Origin of the sequence: Polaromonas sp., from assembly GCF_030689685.1 — a bacterium.
Classification (GTDB): domain Bacteria; phylum Pseudomonadota; class Gammaproteobacteria; order Burkholderiales; family Burkholderiaceae_C; genus Polaromonas.
The window spans coordinates 123,871-139,681 of record NZ_JAUYEY010000027.1; the positions used below are offsets into that span (position 1 = coordinate 123,871).

Annotated in this window: 13 protein-coding genes and 2 riboswitches; of the genes, 3 read left to right on the top strand and 10 right to left on the bottom strand. The window is 62.1% G+C overall.

Annotated features, from left to right (window positions below; genetic code table 11):
- Positions 1-5 precede the first annotated feature (5 nt).
- The 8 genes from gcvP to Q8O29_RS07240 all read right to left on the bottom strand — a co-directional run bounded on the left by gcvP (position 6) and on the right by Q8O29_RS07240 (position 10,729).
- On the bottom strand, positions 6-2,978 hold the full coding sequence (gcvP, locus tag Q8O29_RS07205) for an aminomethyl-transferring glycine dehydrogenase (RefSeq protein ID WP_305561383.1): 2,973 nt from the start codon (positions 2,976-2,978) through the stop codon (positions 6-8).
- Between the two features lie 156 nt (positions 2,979-3,134).
- The gene (gcvH, locus tag Q8O29_RS07210; protein WP_305561384.1) at positions 3,135-3,503 is read right to left on the bottom strand and encodes a glycine cleavage system protein GcvH; all 369 of its coding nucleotides are present in this window, start codon (positions 3,501-3,503) and stop codon (positions 3,135-3,137) included.
- A gap of 28 nt (positions 3,504-3,531) precedes the next feature.
- A complete protein-coding gene (gene gcvT / locus Q8O29_RS07215) occupies positions 3,532-4,605 on the bottom strand; it encodes a glycine cleavage system aminomethyltransferase GcvT (protein ID WP_371134172.1) in 1,074 nt (357 codons plus the stop codon).
- A gap of 113 nt (positions 4,606-4,718) precedes the next feature.
- A riboswitch (glycine riboswitch) is annotated at positions 4,719-4,820 on the bottom strand.
- Positions 4,821-4,842: 22 nt separating this feature from the next.
- Positions 4,843-4,945: riboswitch (glycine riboswitch) on the bottom strand.
- A gap of 27 nt (positions 4,946-4,972) precedes the next feature.
- Positions 4,973-6,265 carry a TRAP transporter large permease gene (locus Q8O29_RS07220; protein WP_305561386.1) on the bottom strand — a complete coding sequence of 431 codons (1,293 nt, stop codon included), beginning with the start codon at positions 6,263-6,265 and terminating at the stop codon, positions 4,973-4,975.
- Positions 6,262-6,774: a TRAP transporter small permease gene (locus tag Q8O29_RS07225; RefSeq protein ID WP_305561387.1), complete on the bottom strand. Its 513-nt coding sequence runs from the start codon at positions 6,772-6,774 to the stop codon at positions 6,262-6,264. Before Q8O29_RS07225 ends, Q8O29_RS07220 begins: the two co-directional genes overlap by 4 nt.
- A gap of 92 nt (positions 6,775-6,866) precedes the next feature.
- Positions 6,867-7,853, bottom strand: coding sequence for a TRAP transporter substrate-binding protein (locus tag Q8O29_RS07230; RefSeq protein WP_305561388.1), 987 nt, complete (start codon positions 7,851-7,853; stop codon positions 6,867-6,869).
- Between the two features lie 59 nt (positions 7,854-7,912).
- Entirely contained in the window at positions 7,913-8,935 is a 1,023-nt protein-coding gene (gene denD / locus Q8O29_RS07235) for a D-erythronate dehydrogenase (protein WP_305561389.1), read from the bottom strand.
- Positions 8,936-9,043: 108 nt separating this feature from the next.
- Positions 9,044-10,729 carry an electron transfer flavoprotein-ubiquinone oxidoreductase gene (locus Q8O29_RS07240; RefSeq protein ID WP_305561390.1) on the bottom strand — a complete coding sequence of 562 codons (1,686 nt, stop codon included), beginning with the start codon at positions 10,727-10,729 and terminating at the stop codon, positions 9,044-9,046.
- A 123-nt stretch (positions 10,730-10,852) separates the two neighbouring features.
- Between Q8O29_RS07240 and Q8O29_RS07245 the strand changes: the two genes are divergently transcribed.
- Positions 10,853-11,635, top strand: coding sequence for an SDR family oxidoreductase (locus tag Q8O29_RS07245; protein WP_305561391.1), 783 nt, complete (start codon positions 10,853-10,855; stop codon positions 11,633-11,635).
- Between the two features lie 19 nt (positions 11,636-11,654).
- Positions 11,655-12,077 (top strand): thioesterase family protein, encoded by a 423-nt coding sequence (locus Q8O29_RS07250; RefSeq protein ID WP_305561392.1) that lies wholly within the window; start codon positions 11,655-11,657, stop codon positions 12,075-12,077.
- A 59-nt stretch (positions 12,078-12,136) separates the two neighbouring features.
- Here the strand turns inward: Q8O29_RS07250 and Q8O29_RS07255 are convergent, their stop codons facing one another.
- A complete protein-coding gene (locus Q8O29_RS07255) occupies positions 12,137-12,748 on the bottom strand; it encodes a peroxidase-related enzyme (RefSeq protein ID WP_305561393.1) in 612 nt (203 codons plus the stop codon).
- 157 nt (positions 12,749-12,905) lie between these two features.
- Complete coding sequence (gene katG, locus Q8O29_RS07260) at positions 12,906-15,182, bottom strand: catalase/peroxidase HPI (protein ID WP_305561394.1); 2,277 nt, start codon at positions 15,180-15,182, stop codon at positions 12,906-12,908.
- Positions 15,183-15,389: 207 nt separating this feature from the next.
- Between katG and Q8O29_RS07265 the strand changes: the two genes are divergently transcribed.
- Positions 15,390-15,767 carry a carboxymuconolactone decarboxylase family protein gene (locus Q8O29_RS07265; protein ID WP_305561395.1) on the top strand — a complete coding sequence of 126 codons (378 nt, stop codon included), beginning with the start codon at positions 15,390-15,392 and terminating at the stop codon, positions 15,765-15,767.
- The last annotated feature ends 44 nt before the right edge of the window (positions 15,768-15,811 follow it).

Consider the following 15,811-nt stretch of genomic DNA (forward strand, 5'->3'; position numbering starts at 1 on the left):
GTGGCTCAGGCCGCGTAGTCACTCACTGGCACGCAACTGCAGAACAGGTTGCGGTCGCCGTAGACGTTGTCGACCCGGCCCACCGGCGGCCAGTACTTGACCTGCTTGAGCGAGGCCAGCGGAAAGGCGCCGGTTTCGCGCGAATAGGGCCGGTCCCAATCCGCGCCCAGCAAGCTGGCCGCTGTGTGCGGCGCGTGTTTGAGCGGGTTGTTGTCTTGCGGCCAGTCGCCGGCCTCGACCTTGCGGATCTCTTCGCGGATAGCGATCATTGCGTGGATAAAGCGGTCCAGCTCGGCCAGGGTTTCGCTTTCGGTCGGCTCAACCATCAGGGTGCCGGGCACGGGAAAGCTCAGGGTGGGCGCGTGAAAGCCGTAGTCCATCAGGCGTTTGGCGACGTCCTCAGCAGTGACACCGCTGGTTTCTTTCAATGGACGCAGGTCCAGGATGCACTCATGCGCGACGTGGCCGTTGGCACTCGCGTACAGCGTCGGGTAGTGGTCTTTCAGCCGCGCGCTGATGTAGTTAGCGCTGAGAATGGCGACCTCGGTGGCCTGCTGCAGGCCCTCGGGGCCCATCATGCGGCAGTACATCCAGCTGATCGGCAGCACCGCCGCATTGCCCAGCGGCGCAGCCGATATGGCCCCCACGCTTTTCACTTCGTGTAATTCGCTGCCCCCCGAGGGGGCTGTTTTTCCTTGGGGCGGCCCGGCGGAAAAACTGGCGCCCCCGCCTGGGTAGCCTGCTGTCGCGTGGCCGGGCAGGTAAGGCACGAGGTCCGCCACCACACACACCGGGCCAACGCCGGGGCCGCCGCCGCCGTGCGGAATGCAGAAGGTCTTGTGCAGGTTCAGGTGGCTCACATCGCCACCAAACTCGCCGGGCGCTGCCACACCGACCAGCGCGTTCATGTTGGCGCCGTCCACGTATACACGCCCGCCGTGGCTGTGTACCAGCGCGCAGAGCTCCTTCACCTGCGTCTCGAACACGCCGTGGGTGCTGGGGTAGGTGATCATCACGCACGCCAGCTTGTCGCTGTGTTGCTCGCACTTGGCTTTCAGGTCGGCCATGTCCACATTGCCCTGCGCATCGCAGGCGGTCACCACCACTGTCATGCCAGCCATCTGCGCGCTGGCCGGGTTGGTGCCGTGCGCCGACGAGGGGATCAGGCAGATGTTGCGGTGGCCCTGGCCGTTGGCTTCCATCCACGCCTTGATCACCAGCAGGCCGGCGTATTCACCCTGCGAGCCGGCATTCGGTTGCAGGCTGATGCCTGCGTAACCGGTGGCCTGGCACAACCAGTCGCGCAACTGCTTGTCGAGCTCGGCATAACCCTGTAGCTGATCTTGCGGTGCAAATGGGTGGATGTTGGCGAACTCGGGCCAGGTGATGGGAATCATCTCGCTGGTGGCGTTGAGCTTCATGGTGCAGCTGCCCAGCGGGATCATGCTGCGGTCCAGCGCCAGGTCCTTGTCGCTGAGCATGCGGATGTAGCGCAACATGCCGGTCTCGGAGTGGTGCGTGTTGAACACCGGGTGCGTCAGGAAGTCGCTGCTACGGCGCAGGTCCGCAGGGATCAATGATTCGATACCCTTTTCAAAAGCGCTGACCACCGGCACAACCTGGCCGGGCTGGGCAAAGAAAGACCAGAGCAGCTCGATGTCCTTGCGGCTGGTGGTTTCGTCGAGCGACACGCCCAGGTGATTCTTCAAGCGAAATCGCAGGTTGGCCCCCGCCTGGCGGGCGCGATCAGCTATCAAATTAGTAGCGTCGCCGGTCTTGACGGTGACCGAGTCAAAGGCGCCGGCGTTGGTGATCTGGTAACCCAGCGTCTTCAGGCCCTGCACAAAGATGGCCGTGTAGGCCGCCACGCGTTCGGCAATGCGCTTGAGGCCTTGCGGGCCGTGGTAGACCGCGTACATGCTGGCAATCACGGCCGGCAGCACCTGCGCTGTGCAGATGTTGGAGGTGGCTTTTTCGCGGCGGATGTGCTGTTCGCGTGTCTGCAGCGCCAGGCGATAGGTCGGCTGGCCGTGGCTGTCCACACTGACGCCGACGAGTCGCCCTGGCAGCGAACGCTTGAACTCGTCGCGGCAAGCCAGGTAGGCCGCATGCGGGCCGCCGTTGCCCATGGGCATGCCGAAACGCTGGGTGTTGCCAAGCACGATGTCGGCGTCCCATTCACCCGGTGGGATCAAGAGGGTCAGCGCCAGCAGGTCGGCGGCCACACACAGCGCGGCGCCGTCCGCATGCGCCAGGCCGGCCAGCGGGCGCAGGTCGTGGATGCTGCCGGTGGTGGCCGGGTACTGCGCCAGCACGCCGAAGTAGTCGCCCTCGGCCATCATCATGGGCAGGGTGGTGGAGGCGGTGCTGACCCTGACCTCAATACCCAGCGGCTTGGCGCGGGTCTGGATCACTTCAATGGTCTGCGGATGGCAGTCACCGGCCACCAGAAAGACATGGCTCTTGCTCTTGACGCTGCGTTTGGCCAGCGTCATGGCTTCGGCTGCGGCGGTGGCTTCGTCGAGCATGGAGGCGTTGGCAATCGCCATGCCGGTGAGCTCGCAGACCATGGTCTGGAAGTTGATCAGCGCCTCCATGCGGCCCTGCGAGATTTCGGCCTGGTAAGGCGTGTAGGCGGTGTACCAGGCGGGGTTTTCGAGGATGTTGCGCAGGATCACGCCGGGCGTCAGCGTGCCGTAGTAGCCCTGGCCGATGAAACTCTTGAAGACCTGGTTTTTGGCCGCCATGGCCTTGAGTTGCTTGAGCGCGGCCGCTTCAGTCACCGGTGGCGGAATCGCCATCGCGCTGCTGCGCGCAATGGCGCGCGGAACAATGCCGTCAATCAGCGCGCGGCGCGAGGCCGAGCCGACAACGCCTAGCATGTGGGCTTCGTCGGTTGCATCAATGCCGATGTGGCGGGCGATGAATTCGGCGGGGTTTTCAAGCTCGCCGAGCGGGCGGGCGGTGGGCATCAGCATGGTTTGGAGTCCTAATAGATTGCTGGTTTTAGCCCCCTCTCCCCCTGGGAGAGGGTAGGGGTGAGGGAGCACGTTCAATCAACCTGCCGTTATATTTTGACGCTCGCTAGCCCTCACCCCAGCCCTCTCCCAGAGGGAGAGGGAGCTAGACAAATTTCAGGCGTTGGCAGAAAACTTGGCGTAACGGGTCTCGTCCATCAAGGCATCAAGCTGGCCCTTGTCGGCAAGCCTGACTTTGAAGAACCAGCCGGCGCCCAGCGGGTCGGTGTTGGCCAGGGCGGGGTCGTCGCGCAGGGCTTCGTTAACTTCGGTGATCTCGCCGCTGACCGGCATGTAAACGTCGGCGGCGGCCTTGACCGACTCCACCACGCCGGCCACTTCTTTTTGCGCGAAGTTGCCGCCGACGGATGGCAAATCGACAAACACCACATCACCCAGCGCGTCCTGCGCATGGACCGTGATGCCGACGGTAGCGATGTCACCTTCAACTTTGACCCACTCGTGGTCTTCTGTGTACTTGATCATGGCTTTCTCCAAAAAAAAGAATAAAAACTTAGCCGCGGAAATACCGGTTGGGAACAAAAGGCATGGCCACCACTTCCATGGGCACAGGTTTGCCACGTACGATAGCGTTGACTTTTGTGCCCAGCGCTGCATAAACCGGGTCCACAAAGGCCATGGCGACTGGTTTGTCAATGGTGGGGCCCAGCAAACCGCTGCTGACCTCGCCAATGCGCTGGCCTTCGGCGTTGTGCAGCTCGGTGTGCTCACGCACAGGCACCCGCTCAAGTGCGATCAGCCCGACCCGCTTGCGCTTCAGCGTTGCGGGGTCGGTTAATTGCGCCAGCACCTTGTCCGCGCCAGGAAAGCCACCCGCACGTGCCCCGCCTGCGCGCCGTATTTTCTGGATCGCCCAGTTCAAGCTGGCTTCCACCGGCGTGGTGCTGGTGTCCAGGTCGTTGCCATACAGGCACAAGCCGGCTTCGAGCCGCAGCGAGTTGCGCGCACCCAGACCGACGGGCTTGACTTCGGGCTGCGCGAGCAGGGCACGCGCCAGCGTATCGGCCTGCTCGGCCGACACGGAAATCTCAAAACCATCTTCGCCGGTGTAGCCGCTGCGGGTGAGAAAGCAGTCGCAACCGGCAACCTTGAAATGCCCACCGGTCATGAAAACGAGTTTTTCAACGCCGGGTGCCAGCCGCGACAGCGCAGTCACGGCTTGCGGTCCCTGCAGGGCAAGCAGCGCCATCTCAGGCATGGGGATGACTTCGCAACGGGCGCTGATTTTCTGCTGGATATGCGCGATGTCGCCAACCTTGCAGGCGCCATTGACGATGATGAAGATGTCGCCGCCATTGGCAAAATTCCGGTTGAAAAACATCAAGTCGTCGATGATGCCGCCGTCCTCATTGAGCAGCAGCCCGTAGCGCTGCTTGCCGACCGCCAGGCCGATCACATCCACCGGGATCAGGGTTTCAAGGGCTGCGGCAGCGTCCGGTCCGACCAGGCGCAACTGGCCCATGTGGGACACGTCGAAAAGACCGGCCGATGTGCGTGTGTGCTGGTGTTCGGCCATCAGGCCGGCCGGGTACTGGACCGGCATGGCGTACCCCGCAAACGGAACCATGCGCGCACCGAGTTCGAGGTGCAGCGCATGCAGGGGTGTTTTCAGCAGGAGGGTATCGGTGGCAGACACAGGCGTTCTCCGGGGCAAATAGACAACATGGCCTTCAACCATGGGCTACCCCTGCTGTCCGGTTTACCTGAGAGATTCACCCGGCGATGCGGGCTTGCTCCTTCGGTGGACGACCTTGAAGGCCGCCTCTCTCCAGTAGGGAACGCCGCTCGCCAAATGTTTGCCGAAGGGCGGTTGCCAGTCCTTTTGCCTGAGCGTTCAGTCCACCATAAGGGGGGGGCATGCGCCTTCGGCGGTTTTCGCGGGGAAAACTCTCTCCTGACGGGCTTAAGTGTAACGGAAGCGGAAAAAGCGCCCGCTACTTGAAGCCCAGCACGCGTGGCAGCCAGGTGCTCAGCGCGGGCATGAATGTCAGCAGCAGCAGCACCGCGCCATGCGCCCACAGAAAGGGCACCAGCTCGCGGACCAGCGGCCCCATGGGCACCCGTGCCACATTCGAGGTCACGAACAGCAGGCCGCCGACCGGCGGGGTGATCATGCCCAGCGTCAGGTTGTAGATGACGATCATCGCGAAGTGGATCGGGTCAATGCCCAGCTTGAGCGCCACCGGCGCCAGGATGGGCGCGAGCACCATCACGCCGGGCAGTGGTTCGATAAAGATGCCGAACAGCAGCAGGAAGATGTTCACGAAGATCAGGAACATCCAGGGCGACAGGTTCATGCTGATGATCCAGTCGGCCATCATCTGCGGCAGGCCCTCGATGGTCAGGATCCACGCGAAAGAAGCCGACATGCCGATGATGATCAGCACCGAGGCGGTCAACAGCGCCGAGCGCGCCAGGATGTCGGGCAGGGCTTTCCACTCGAGTGTGCGGTAGATGAACTTGCCGCAGATCAGCGCGTAAAAAACCGCAACCACAGAGGCTTCGGTAGGTGTGAACCAGCCGGCACGCATGCCACCCAGAATGATCACCGGCAGCAGCAGCGCGGGAATGGCCTTCCAGGTGGTGCGCCAGACTTCGGGCCAGGGTGGCATGCCGCCGTCGCCGCGATAATTGCGCTTTTTCGAGACGTGGAAATTGACCAGGCACATGGCCACGGCAATCAATAACCCGGGGATCAGGCCCGCCACAAACAGTGCACCCACCGACACGTTGTCAGCTTGCAGCGCGTAAATGATCATGATGATCGAGGGCGGAATGATGGGGCCGACAATCGCTGTGGCAGCGGTCAATGCGGCGGCGTAGGACCGGTCATAACCGGCCTTGTCCATCATGCGGATCAGCATGGAGCCTGGGCCGGCCGCATCGGCCAGCGCAGAGCCCGAGATGCCGGAGAAGAAGGTCAGCGACACCACATTGGTGTAGCCCAGCCCGCCGCGCTTGTGGCCGACAAACTGCCCGGCAAACTTCAGCAGCACTTCTGTCAGCGAGCCGCCGCTCATGAGTTCGGCAGCCAGGATGAAGAAGGGCACGGCCATCAACGGAAAGCTGTCGATGCCGGTGAAGGTTTCCTTGAGCAGCACAAACAGCGGGAAGTTCTCGGCCAGGATCAGCGTGGCTGCGGTGGCCAGCCCCAGCGCAAATGCCACCGGCACGCCAATGGCCAGGAAAAAACAGGTCGACACGATGAGGAGCAGGCTGGCGCTCATAGCGACGCACTCGCAGTCGCATCGAAATGGGCATCGGACGCGAACCTGCGCTCCAGCACGTAGCCGCGCACGATCAGTGCCCAGTGGATCACCAGCAGCAGGCCGCCGACAGGCATCGCCGAATAGATGTAGGCAAACGGGATCTGGGTGGCCGCCGTGAGCTGGAACATGGTGCGGCCCATGTAGAGCCAGCCGTACCAGATCATGAAGATGAAGAAGGCAAACAGCAGCGTCGCCACCAACATGCGCAGGGCCACGGCGGCCTTGCGCGGCAGCGCGTCCTGCAGGTTCTCGACGGCGATGTGGCCGCCGTATCGCAGCACCGGCCCGGCGCCCAGGAAGGTCAGCCAGATCATCATGTGGCGGGAGACTTCTTCCGCCCATTCGATCGACTGGCTGGTGAGGTAACGCAGGGCCACGTTCGTGAAGATGATGAGGGCCATGGCGGCCAGCAGCAGGATCAGTGCCCAGCGGTTGGCGCCGAGAAAATAATGTTCAAAGGTTTTCACTGTTATTTTTTGATTTTTGTGCCGCGCCGCAGCGACTCATTCCCAAAGAAATGCCGCCCGGTTGTCACACCGGGCGGCATATTCATGACGTTTTAGCGGACGTCCTGGATCTTCTTGATGTTCTCTGCACCAAACTCCTTGGCGTAACTGGCGTAGGCGGGTGTCAGGGCCTCGCGGAAGGCCGCGCCGTCGACTGCTTTAACCACCGTCATGCCATCTTTTTCAAGTTGGGCAATGCCGGTGTTTTCATCGTCGTTGACCTTCTTGCGCTGTGCTGCACCGGCTTTTTTGGCCGCGTCGGTGAATACTTTTTTGTCAGCATCCGTCAGCTTGGTCCAGGTCCGGGGCGACATCAGCAGCAACGCCGGTGAATAGACGTGACCAGTGAGGGACAGGTGCTTTTGGACCTGGGCAAACTTGGACGCCAGGATGACGGGAATGGGGTTCTCCTGGCCGTCAACCGTGCCCTGTTGCAAGGCGCCGAACAGTTCGGGGAACGCCATGGGTGTCGGCAGAATGCCGAAGGTGCGGTAGCCATCCATGTGCACCTTGTTTTCCATGGTGCGCATTTTCAGTCCGGCCGCATCGGCGGGCTTCACGATGGGCCGTTTGTTGTTGGTCATGTGACGAAAGCCGTTTTCTGTCCAGCCCAGAGCAATGATGCCCTTGCTCGGGAACTTGCCCAGAATGTCCTGGCCAATCGGGCCGTCCATAACCTTGCGGGCATGGTCATAGTCGCGGAACAAAAACGGAATGTCGACAATCTTGACTTCTGGCACAAAGTTGCCGATCGGGCCGGTGGAGGTGTTCACGATGTCCAGTGTGCCGAGTTGAACGGCTTCCGTCATCTCGCGCTCGCCACCCAGCGCGGAGCTTGGGAACTGCTGGCATTTGTAGCGGTTTTGTGTGCCTTTTTCAATCTCGTCGCAAAAGACGGTTGAGCCGACACCGTAATGCGACTCCTTGGTCGTGGCGTAGCCGATTTTCACGATGGTTTGGGCGGCAGCACCTGCTGTCAGGCCCAATGCCAGCGTCATGCCCAGGGCCAGTCGCGACAGCGTGGGTTTGAAAAATGTCATGGATGTCTCCTCAGTGGATGGGGGGTGGGTGTGAAAAGTTGTCATACAACTTCTGATTTTCACCGCAGCGGCTGTGCCACCGCATAGGGGTTTTCGCTGAGGTAGGCGCGAATGATGTCGTCAAAATTTTGCTCCGGCAGCAGACCCAGCGCGGCGGCTCGCTCGGCGTGGATATGGGCGGGCCAACTGGTCACAATGTTGGCGATCACCGTATCGGGCACCCAGTCGATCAACGCGGCTACCTCCGGGCCGGCCACGCGGGCCAACGCGGCTGCCATCTCGCCAGCGGTGGTTTTGAGTGCCGGCAGGTTGATGGCGGTGCGCGCGCCCCATTGCGCATCGCTGGCCTCGGCGGCGCGAATCAGGCCGTCTATGGTGTGGCCCGGCGAAGACAGCGCCACCGGCGTTGCCGGCGCGACCGGACAGACGGCGCGCACGCCGGCCAGCGGTTCGCGGATCATGCCGCTGAGAAAACTGGACGCAGCGCCATTGGGTTTGCCAGGGCGCACGCTGACGGTCATCAGCCGCACGTTGCGGCCGTGGACAAAACCCTTGCGCGCATAGTCGGCCACCAGTTGCTCGCCGATGAACTTCTGGATGCCGTAGCTGTTTTGCGGCGTCGGCAGGGTGGTGTCCGTGATCACCTCGGGTAGTGGCTGCTCTGGGGAGTTGCCGAAGACGGCGAGCGAGCTGGCAAAAACCAGGGTCGGCTTGATCTTGAGCGCGCGGCAGGCCTGCAGCAGCGCGCGCGTGGCGTCCAGGTTGCTGCGCATACCGAGGTCGAAGTCGGCCTCACATTCGCCGCTGACCGCAGCCGCCAGATGAAAAATCAAGGACGTTCCTTCGGCCACCACGGGCGCTGCCGTGTTGTCCGGCTCCAGCAGCGCGTTCAGATCACCTTCCATGGCGTGCACCCGGCTGTCGGCCGCCAGGTCTGCCGGTGGCGCTGCGCGGTCCACCAGCGTGATGCGGGTGATGGCCTGCGCCGGACTGCCGGCCAGCGACAGCGTCTTGTTTTGAAGCAGTTCACGGGCCAGGCGTACGCCCAAAAATCCGGCGCCGCCGGTGATGACGATATTCATGTGTGTCGGCTTTCGCAATGCGTTGTTCGTGGACGGAGCGGCCAGGGGTTGACCGAAACGCGAGTCTAGCGCGCCTGCCCGGCCCGTGCAGTGCGCGCGGCCGGGTGTTTACATGCCGCTGTAGTTCGGCCCGCCGCCGCCTTCAGGGGTGACCCAGACGATGTTTTGCGTCGGGTCCTTGATGTCGCAGGTCTTGCAGTGCACGCAGTTCTGCGCGTTGATCTGCAGGCGATCACTGTTGTCCGGGTTCTTCACGAACTCGTACACGCCGGCCGGGCAATAACGGGATTCCGGCCCGGCATAGGTGGCCAGGTTGATGTTGACCGGCACGCTGGCATCTTTCAGCGTCAAGTGTGCTGGCTGCTGCTCTTCGTGGTTGGTGTTGGAGACAAACACCGAACTGAGGCGGTCAAAGGTGATCTCGTTGTCGGGCTTGGGATAGACGATTTGCGGGCACTCGGCCGCCGGCTTGAGCATGGCGTGGTCGGCCGCCCGGCGGTGCAAGGTCCAGGGCGGGTTGCGGATGCCCAGCTTGGGCAGCAGCCATTGCTCGATGCCGGTCATGAAGGAGCCGAGGTAGACACCTTTCTTGAACCACTGCTTGAAGTTGCGCGACTGATTCAGTTCGGCATGCAACCAGCTCTTTGCGAAGGCTTCGGGATAGGCGCTGAGTTCGTCGTGCTGGCGCCCAGCGGTGACGGCTTCGTACGCCGCCTCGGCGGCCAGCATGCCGGTCTTGATCGCCGCGTGGCTGCCCTTGATGCGTGCCGCATTGAGGTACCCCGCTTCGCAGCCGATCAGCGCGCCGCCGGGGAACACGGTCTTGGGCAGGCTGACCAGCCCGCCGGCCGTGATGGCGCGGGCACCATAGCTGATGCGTTTGCCGCCTTCGAGGTAGGCCTTGATGCGGGGGTGCGTCTTCCAGCGCTGCATTTCCTCGAACGGGCTGAGGTAAGGGTTGGTGTAGTCCAGGCCGACCACCAGACCCAGCGTGACCTTGTTGTCTTCCAGGTGGTACATGAAGCCGCCGCCATAGGTCTTGCTGTCCATCGGCCAGCCGGCGGTGTGCACCACCAGGCCGGGTTTGTGTTTGTCCGGGGCTATCTCCCAGAGTTCCTTGACGCCGAGGGCGTAGGCTTGCGGGTCCTTGCCGTCGTTGAGCTTGAACTGCGCCATGAGCTGGCGGCCCAGGTGGCCGCGCGCGCCTTCGGCAAAGATGGTGTATTTGCCGTGCAGTTCCATGCCGAGCTGGAAGTGGTCGCTGGGTTGGCCGTCCTTGCCGACGCCGAGGTTGCCGGTGGCCACGCCCTTGACGGAACCGTCATCGTTGTAAAGCACTTCAGCCGCTGCAAAGCCGGGGAAAATCTCCGCGCCCAGGTTCTCGGCCTGTTGCGCCAGCCAGCGCACCACATTGCCCAGGCTGATGACGTAGTTGCCTTCGTTGTGGAAACACTCGGGCACCAAAAAGCCCGGTGTTTTGGTTGCGCCGGTTTCGCTGAGGAACAGCACCTCGTCGGTGGTGACGGCTTGATTCAGCGGGGCGCCCAGTTCTTTCCAGTTCGGGATCAGTTCAGTCAGGGCCTTGGGGTCCATCACCGCGCCGCTGAGGATGTGCGCGCCGGGCTCCGAGCCTTTTTCTAGCACCACCACCGATAGCTCTGTCCCTTTTTCAGCGGCGAGCTGCTTGAGGCGGATCGCGGTGGCCAGGCCGCCGGGGCCGCCACCGACCACCACCACGTCGTATTCCATGGCTTCACGTGGGCCGAACTGGGCCAGGATCTCTTGGTTGGTCATGTGGGGCTCGCTGATAATGAATTGCGGAACGTGTCGGCTATGGTCGCCGTTGCAGCGTCTGATTTTATTCTGCTAACGTGGGCAGCAGGAAAGATACGTATCTCTAATCAACAGGAGTTTGCCATGGCCTATAGCCTGGATTTGTCAGGGAGGGTTGCACTGGTGACAGGCGCCTCAGGCGGGCTCGGTGCCCAGTTTGCCAAAACCCTGAGCCGCGCTGGCGCAGCCGTGGTGCTGGCGAGCCGGCGCATGGACAAGCTCAAGGACTTGCGCGCACAGATTGAGGCCGAGGGCGGCGATGCGCATGTGGTGATGCTCGATGTGACGGACACGGCCAGCATCAAGGCCGCCGTGGCGCATGCCGAGACCGAGGTCGGCCCCATCGACATCCTGGTCAACAATTCCGGTGTCGGCGCCACCGGTCGACTGGAAGATATGTCAGAGGCCGAATACGATTTTGTCCTCAATACAAACACCAAAGGCGCTTTTTTCGTTGCGCAGGAAGTGGGCAAATGCATGCTGGCCCGCGCACGCGGCACGGCGTCGGGCACGTTTTCCGGCGGGCGCATCATCAACATCGCCTCAATGGCTGGCCTGCGCGTGTTGCCGCAGATCGGCGTGTACTGCATGAGCAAGGCTGCGGTGGTGCAGATGACCAAGGCCATGGCGCTGGAGTGGGGCAAGTTCGGCATCAACGTCAATGCGATCTGTCCCGGCTATATCGACACCGAGATCAATCACCACCACTGGCAGACCGAGCAGGGCAAAAAACTGGTGCAGATGTTGCCGCGCAAACGTGTTGGAGACCCCGAGGACCTGGACGCTTTGCTGGTGATGCTGGCCAGCGGCCAGAGCCACTTTATCAATGGCGCCGTGATTGCCGCCGATGATGGTTTCGGCATCTGAGCTCTGGAATCCCTGACCCATGAAATTTGAAATCCCCGACAACAAGAAGCAAGTCTTCGAGATGTGTCTGCCGATCCGCTGGGGCGACATGGACGCGATGGGCCACGTTAACAACACCAGCTACTTCCGCTACCTGGAGACGGTGCGCATCGACTGGATGTATTCCATCGGCTGCGTGCCGGACCCGAAAGGCGAGGGCCCGGTGATCGTCAACGCGTTTTGCAACTTCTACAAGCAGCTTGAATACCCTGGCGATATCCTGCTCCGCATGTACGCCAGCGACCCTGGCCGAACCACGTTCGAGACCTGGGGCACGATGGAGCGCCTTGACCAGCCCGGCGTGATTTACGCGGCTGGCGGCGCTACCACCATCTGGGTGGATTTTCCGAGCCAGAAAGCCGCAACCTTGCCCGACTGGGTGCGTGTCATTGTCAGCATTTGATAGGATTGGCCTCTAGCCCATACCAGCCGGGCGTAAGCAGCTATCAAATAGAGAGCGGATCAGGCGCCTGACTTTTGCTTGGGCACACGCCCCATCAAGTAAAACTCGGGGTTGGGCAGCATGCCAGAGAAGCTGGCGATGCGATTGGACAGGCCGAAAAATGCGGTGATCGCTGCGATGTCCCAGATGTCCTCGTCGTTGAAGCCGTGGGCCTGTAGCGCGGCAAAGTCGGCCTCTTCGACCTCGTTCGAGCGCTCGCAGACTTTCATTGCGAAGTCCAGCATGGCGCGCTGGCGCGGCGTGATGTCGGCCTTGCGGTAGTTCACCGCCACCTGGTCGGCCACCAACGGTTTCTTCTCGTAAATCCGCAGCAGCGCGCCGTGCGCTATCACGCAGTACAGGCACCGGTTGGCGGCGCTGGTGGTGGTGACGATCATCTCGCGGTCGCCCTTGCTAAGGCTTGATTCTTCCCGGAGCATCAGCGCGTCGTGGTAAGCGAAGAAGGCCCGCCACTCGGCAGGGCGGCGCGCCAGCGCCAGAAACACGTTGGGCACAAAGCCGGCTTTTTCCTGCACTTCGAGCACCTTGGCTTTGATGTCATCGGGCAGGGTGTTGAGGTCGGGCAACGGGTAGCGTGGTGGAGCGGTGCGAGGTGGTGGGGGCGCTGACATGGCGGTCTCCTGAAGATGAAGCCCTGAGGTTAACCCGTGAAGCCGGCCCATGGTGCCTGGTGCGTGCCGGAAATGGCGCAGCCGCCAACTGGTCCGGAACAAGCCGGCGCCAGATGGCGGCTGCGCTGTGCAGGAGCCTCAGGGCTCTGCGTTCAGATCACGCCAGGTCATAGCGGTCCAGGTTCATCACCTTGTTCCAGGCGGCCACGAAGTCACGCACAAACGCTGGCTCCGAGTCGCTGCAGGCATAAACTTCTGCAAGGGCGCGGAGTTGCGAGTTCGAGCCGAAGACCAGATCGACCACGGTGGCCGTCCACTTGGTGCCGCCGGCCGCCCGGTCAAGCCCCTCCAGCACACCTTCGGGCAGGGCGGACTTGCGCGATTTGGTGTTCATGTCGGCCAGGCCGGTTGCGTCCTGGTCGCCCCCTTCCGATGCGCCTTCGGACGCATGGCTCTTTTTCCACTTCGTGTTCATGTCGAGCAGGTTCACGAAGAAGTCGTTGGTCAATGTCTCGGGTCGTTTGGTGAAGACGCCGTGTTCGGACTGCCCAAAGTTTGCATTGAGAACGCGCAGGCCGCCGACCAGCACCGTCATTTCGGGCGCGGTCAGGGTCATCAGGTTCGCGCGATCAACCAGCAGCTCCGCCGCCGACCCTTCGAGTCCCTTTCGCAGGTAGTTGCGAAAGCCGTCTGCGGTAGGCTCAAGCGGGGCAAAGGAGTCGACATCGGTCTGCGCCTGTGAGGCATCCGTGCGCCCCGGCGAGAACGGAACCTTCACGTCGTGCCCGGCCTTCTTCGCGGCGGCCTCGACGGCCGCGCAGCCGCCCAGAACGATCAGGTCGGCAAGCGATACCTTTTTACCGCCGGTCTGCGCGTCGTTGAATTTCTTCTGAAGGGCTTCCAGCGTCTCAATCGCCTTGGCCAGTTCCGCGGGCTGGTTGACTTCCCAGTTTTTTTGCGGCGAGAGGCGAATACGCGCGCCGTTGGCACCGCCGCGCTTGTCACCGCCGCGGAAGGTAGCCGCCGAGGCCCAGGCCGTCGAGACCAGCCGGGAAATCGACAGGCCAGAGGCCAGGATCTTGGCCTTCAGGGCCGCAATGTCCTGCTCGCCAATCAAGGCATGGTTCACTGCGGGAACCGGGTCTTGCCAAATCAGCTCTTCCTTGGGCACCAGCGGGCCGAGATAACGCGCGATGGGGCCCATGTCGCGGTGTGTCAGCTTGTACCAGGCCCGAGCAAACGCGTCTGCGAGTTCTTGCGGATGCTGATGAAAATGTCGGGAAATCTTCTCGTAGGCCGGGTCCATCCTCAGTGCGAGGTCAGCCGTGGACATCATGGGGGCATGCCGAATCGAGGGGTCGTGGGCGTCGGGCACGGTGCCGGCGCCGGAGCCGCCCTTGGGCGTCCACTGGTTCGCGCCGGCAGGGCTCTTTGTCAGCTCCCACTCATGGCCGAACAGGGTGTCAAAGTAGCTGTTGTCCCACTTGATCGGGGTGGGGGTCCAGGCACCCTCCAGGCCGCTGGTGATGGTGTGCACGCCCTTGCCGCTGCCAAAGCTGTTGGTCCAGCCGAAGCCTTGCTCTTCGATGCCGGCACCCTCGGGTTCGGGGCCGGTGTACTTCTCCGGATCGGCCGCGCCATGGCATTTGCCGAAGGTGTGTCCGCCTGCAACCAGCGCCACGGTTTCCGCGTCGTCCATCGCCATGCGGGCGAAAGTCTCGCGGATGTCCCGCGCCGAGGCAATTGGGTCGGGGTTGCCATTGGGGCCTTGCGGGTTCACATAAATCAGGCCCATCTGAACGGCGCCGAGCGGGTTCTCAAGAACACGGTCGCCGGTATAGCGCTTGTCGCCCAACCATTCTGCTTCAGGTCCCCAGTAAATCTCTTCAGGTTCCCAGACGTCTTCGCGTCCACCGGCAAAACCGAAGGTCTGAAAACCCATGGAGTCCAGCGCGACGTTGCCCGTGAGAACAATCAGGTCGGCCCAGGAGATTTTCCGGCCGTACTTTTGCTTGATCGGCCAGAGCAGACGGCGCGCCTTGTCGAGGTTGCCGTTGTCCGGCCAACTGTTAAGCGGCGCAAACCGCTGGGTGCCGGAGCCCGCTCCGCCGCGACCATCGGCAATGCGGTAGGTGCCCGCGCTGTGCCATGCCATGCGGATGAAGAACGGTCCATAGTGGCCGTAATCTGCCGGCCACCAGTCTTGCGAATCGGTCATCAAGGCATGGAGGTCTTTGATGACGGCATTCAGGTCGAGGCTCTTGAACTCCTCGGCATAGTTGAAGGTCTCGCCCATGGGGTCGCTGAGCGGGGAGTTCTGGTTGAGAATTTTGAGGTTCAGCTGGTTGGGCCACCAATCAGCGTTGGTGGTGGCGCCAGCCACTGCGTTTTTACGAGCGCCGCCCGAAAATGGGCAAGTTTGTTCAGTTGACAAAGTGTTCTCCGGTGGGTGTTTAGGTCTGAGGACAACCAGAGTCTAGGCTTGGCCACATAATAGAACTAATCAATCTTTCTAATGGCGTTGATAGTTTTTAGGTATGAATTTGCTGGGCAGCTCTCTCGGACCGAAACCACTGGTTCTGACAGGCTTTGGGCTGAGGGTGCTGCGTTATGCTGCTGCTTTTATTTCAGGAGACGAACCATGGACGTGGCATATGAAAAAGGTCTGGCCACACGCAAGCAGGTGATGGGCGAAGACTTTGTAGCGAGCGCCTTGGGCAATGCCACCGATTTCACGCGCCCGATCCAGGAGCACATCACCAGCAAAGCCTGGGGCGATGTCTGGCAGCGGCCCGGCCTGGACCTCAAGACCCGCAGCCTGATCACCGTCGCGATGCTGACGGCACTGGGCAAGCAGCATGAACTCAAGGGCCATCTGCGCGGCGCACTCAACAACGGCGCCACGCCTGCAGAGCTGCAAGAGGTGTTGCTGCACGCGGCTGTTTATTGCGGCGTGCCCACCGCAGTCGATGCCTTCAGGACCGCCGCCGAGGTGGTCGATGGACCGAAAAAAGCCTGACAGTGACCAGCGCGGTATTTTCCGCTGATTTTTAAGCCTTTTAG

Coding starts and splice junctions, on each gene's coding strand:
- gcvP (WP_305561383.1), bottom strand. CDS start 2,978: ATGCTGATGCCCACCGCCCGCCCGCTCGGCGAGCTTGAAAACCCCGCC.
- Q8O29_RS07265 (WP_305561395.1), top strand. CDS start 15,390: ATGGACGTGGCATATGAAAAAGGTCTGGCCACACGCAAGCAGGTGATG.
- Q8O29_RS07245 (WP_305561391.1), top strand. CDS start 10,853: ATGGCCTATAGCCTGGATTTGTCAGGGAGGGTTGCACTGGTGACAGGC.
- gcvH (WP_305561384.1), bottom strand. CDS start 3,503: ATGATCAAGTACACAGAAGACCACGAGTGGGTCAAAGTTGAAGGTGAC.
- Q8O29_RS07240 (WP_305561390.1), bottom strand. CDS start 10,729: ATGACCAACCAAGAGATCCTGGCCCAGTTCGGCCCACGTGAAGCCATG.
- denD (WP_305561389.1), bottom strand. CDS start 8,935: ATGAATATCGTCATCACCGGCGGCGCCGGATTTTTGGGCGTACGCCTG.
- gcvT (WP_371134172.1), bottom strand. CDS start 4,605: ATGGTTCCGTTTGCGGGGTACGCCATGCCGGTCCAGTACCCGGCCGGC.
- Q8O29_RS07255 (WP_305561393.1), bottom strand. CDS start 12,748: ATGTCAGCGCCCCCACCACCTCGCACCGCTCCACCACGCTACCCGTTG.
- Q8O29_RS07250 (WP_305561392.1), top strand. CDS start 11,655: ATGAAATTTGAAATCCCCGACAACAAGAAGCAAGTCTTCGAGATGTGT.
- Q8O29_RS07220 (WP_305561386.1), bottom strand. CDS start 6,265: ATGAGCGCCAGCCTGCTCCTCATCGTGTCGACCTGTTTTTTCCTGGCC.
- Q8O29_RS07230 (WP_305561388.1), bottom strand. CDS start 7,853: ATGACATTTTTCAAACCCACGCTGTCGCGACTGGCCCTGGGCATGACG.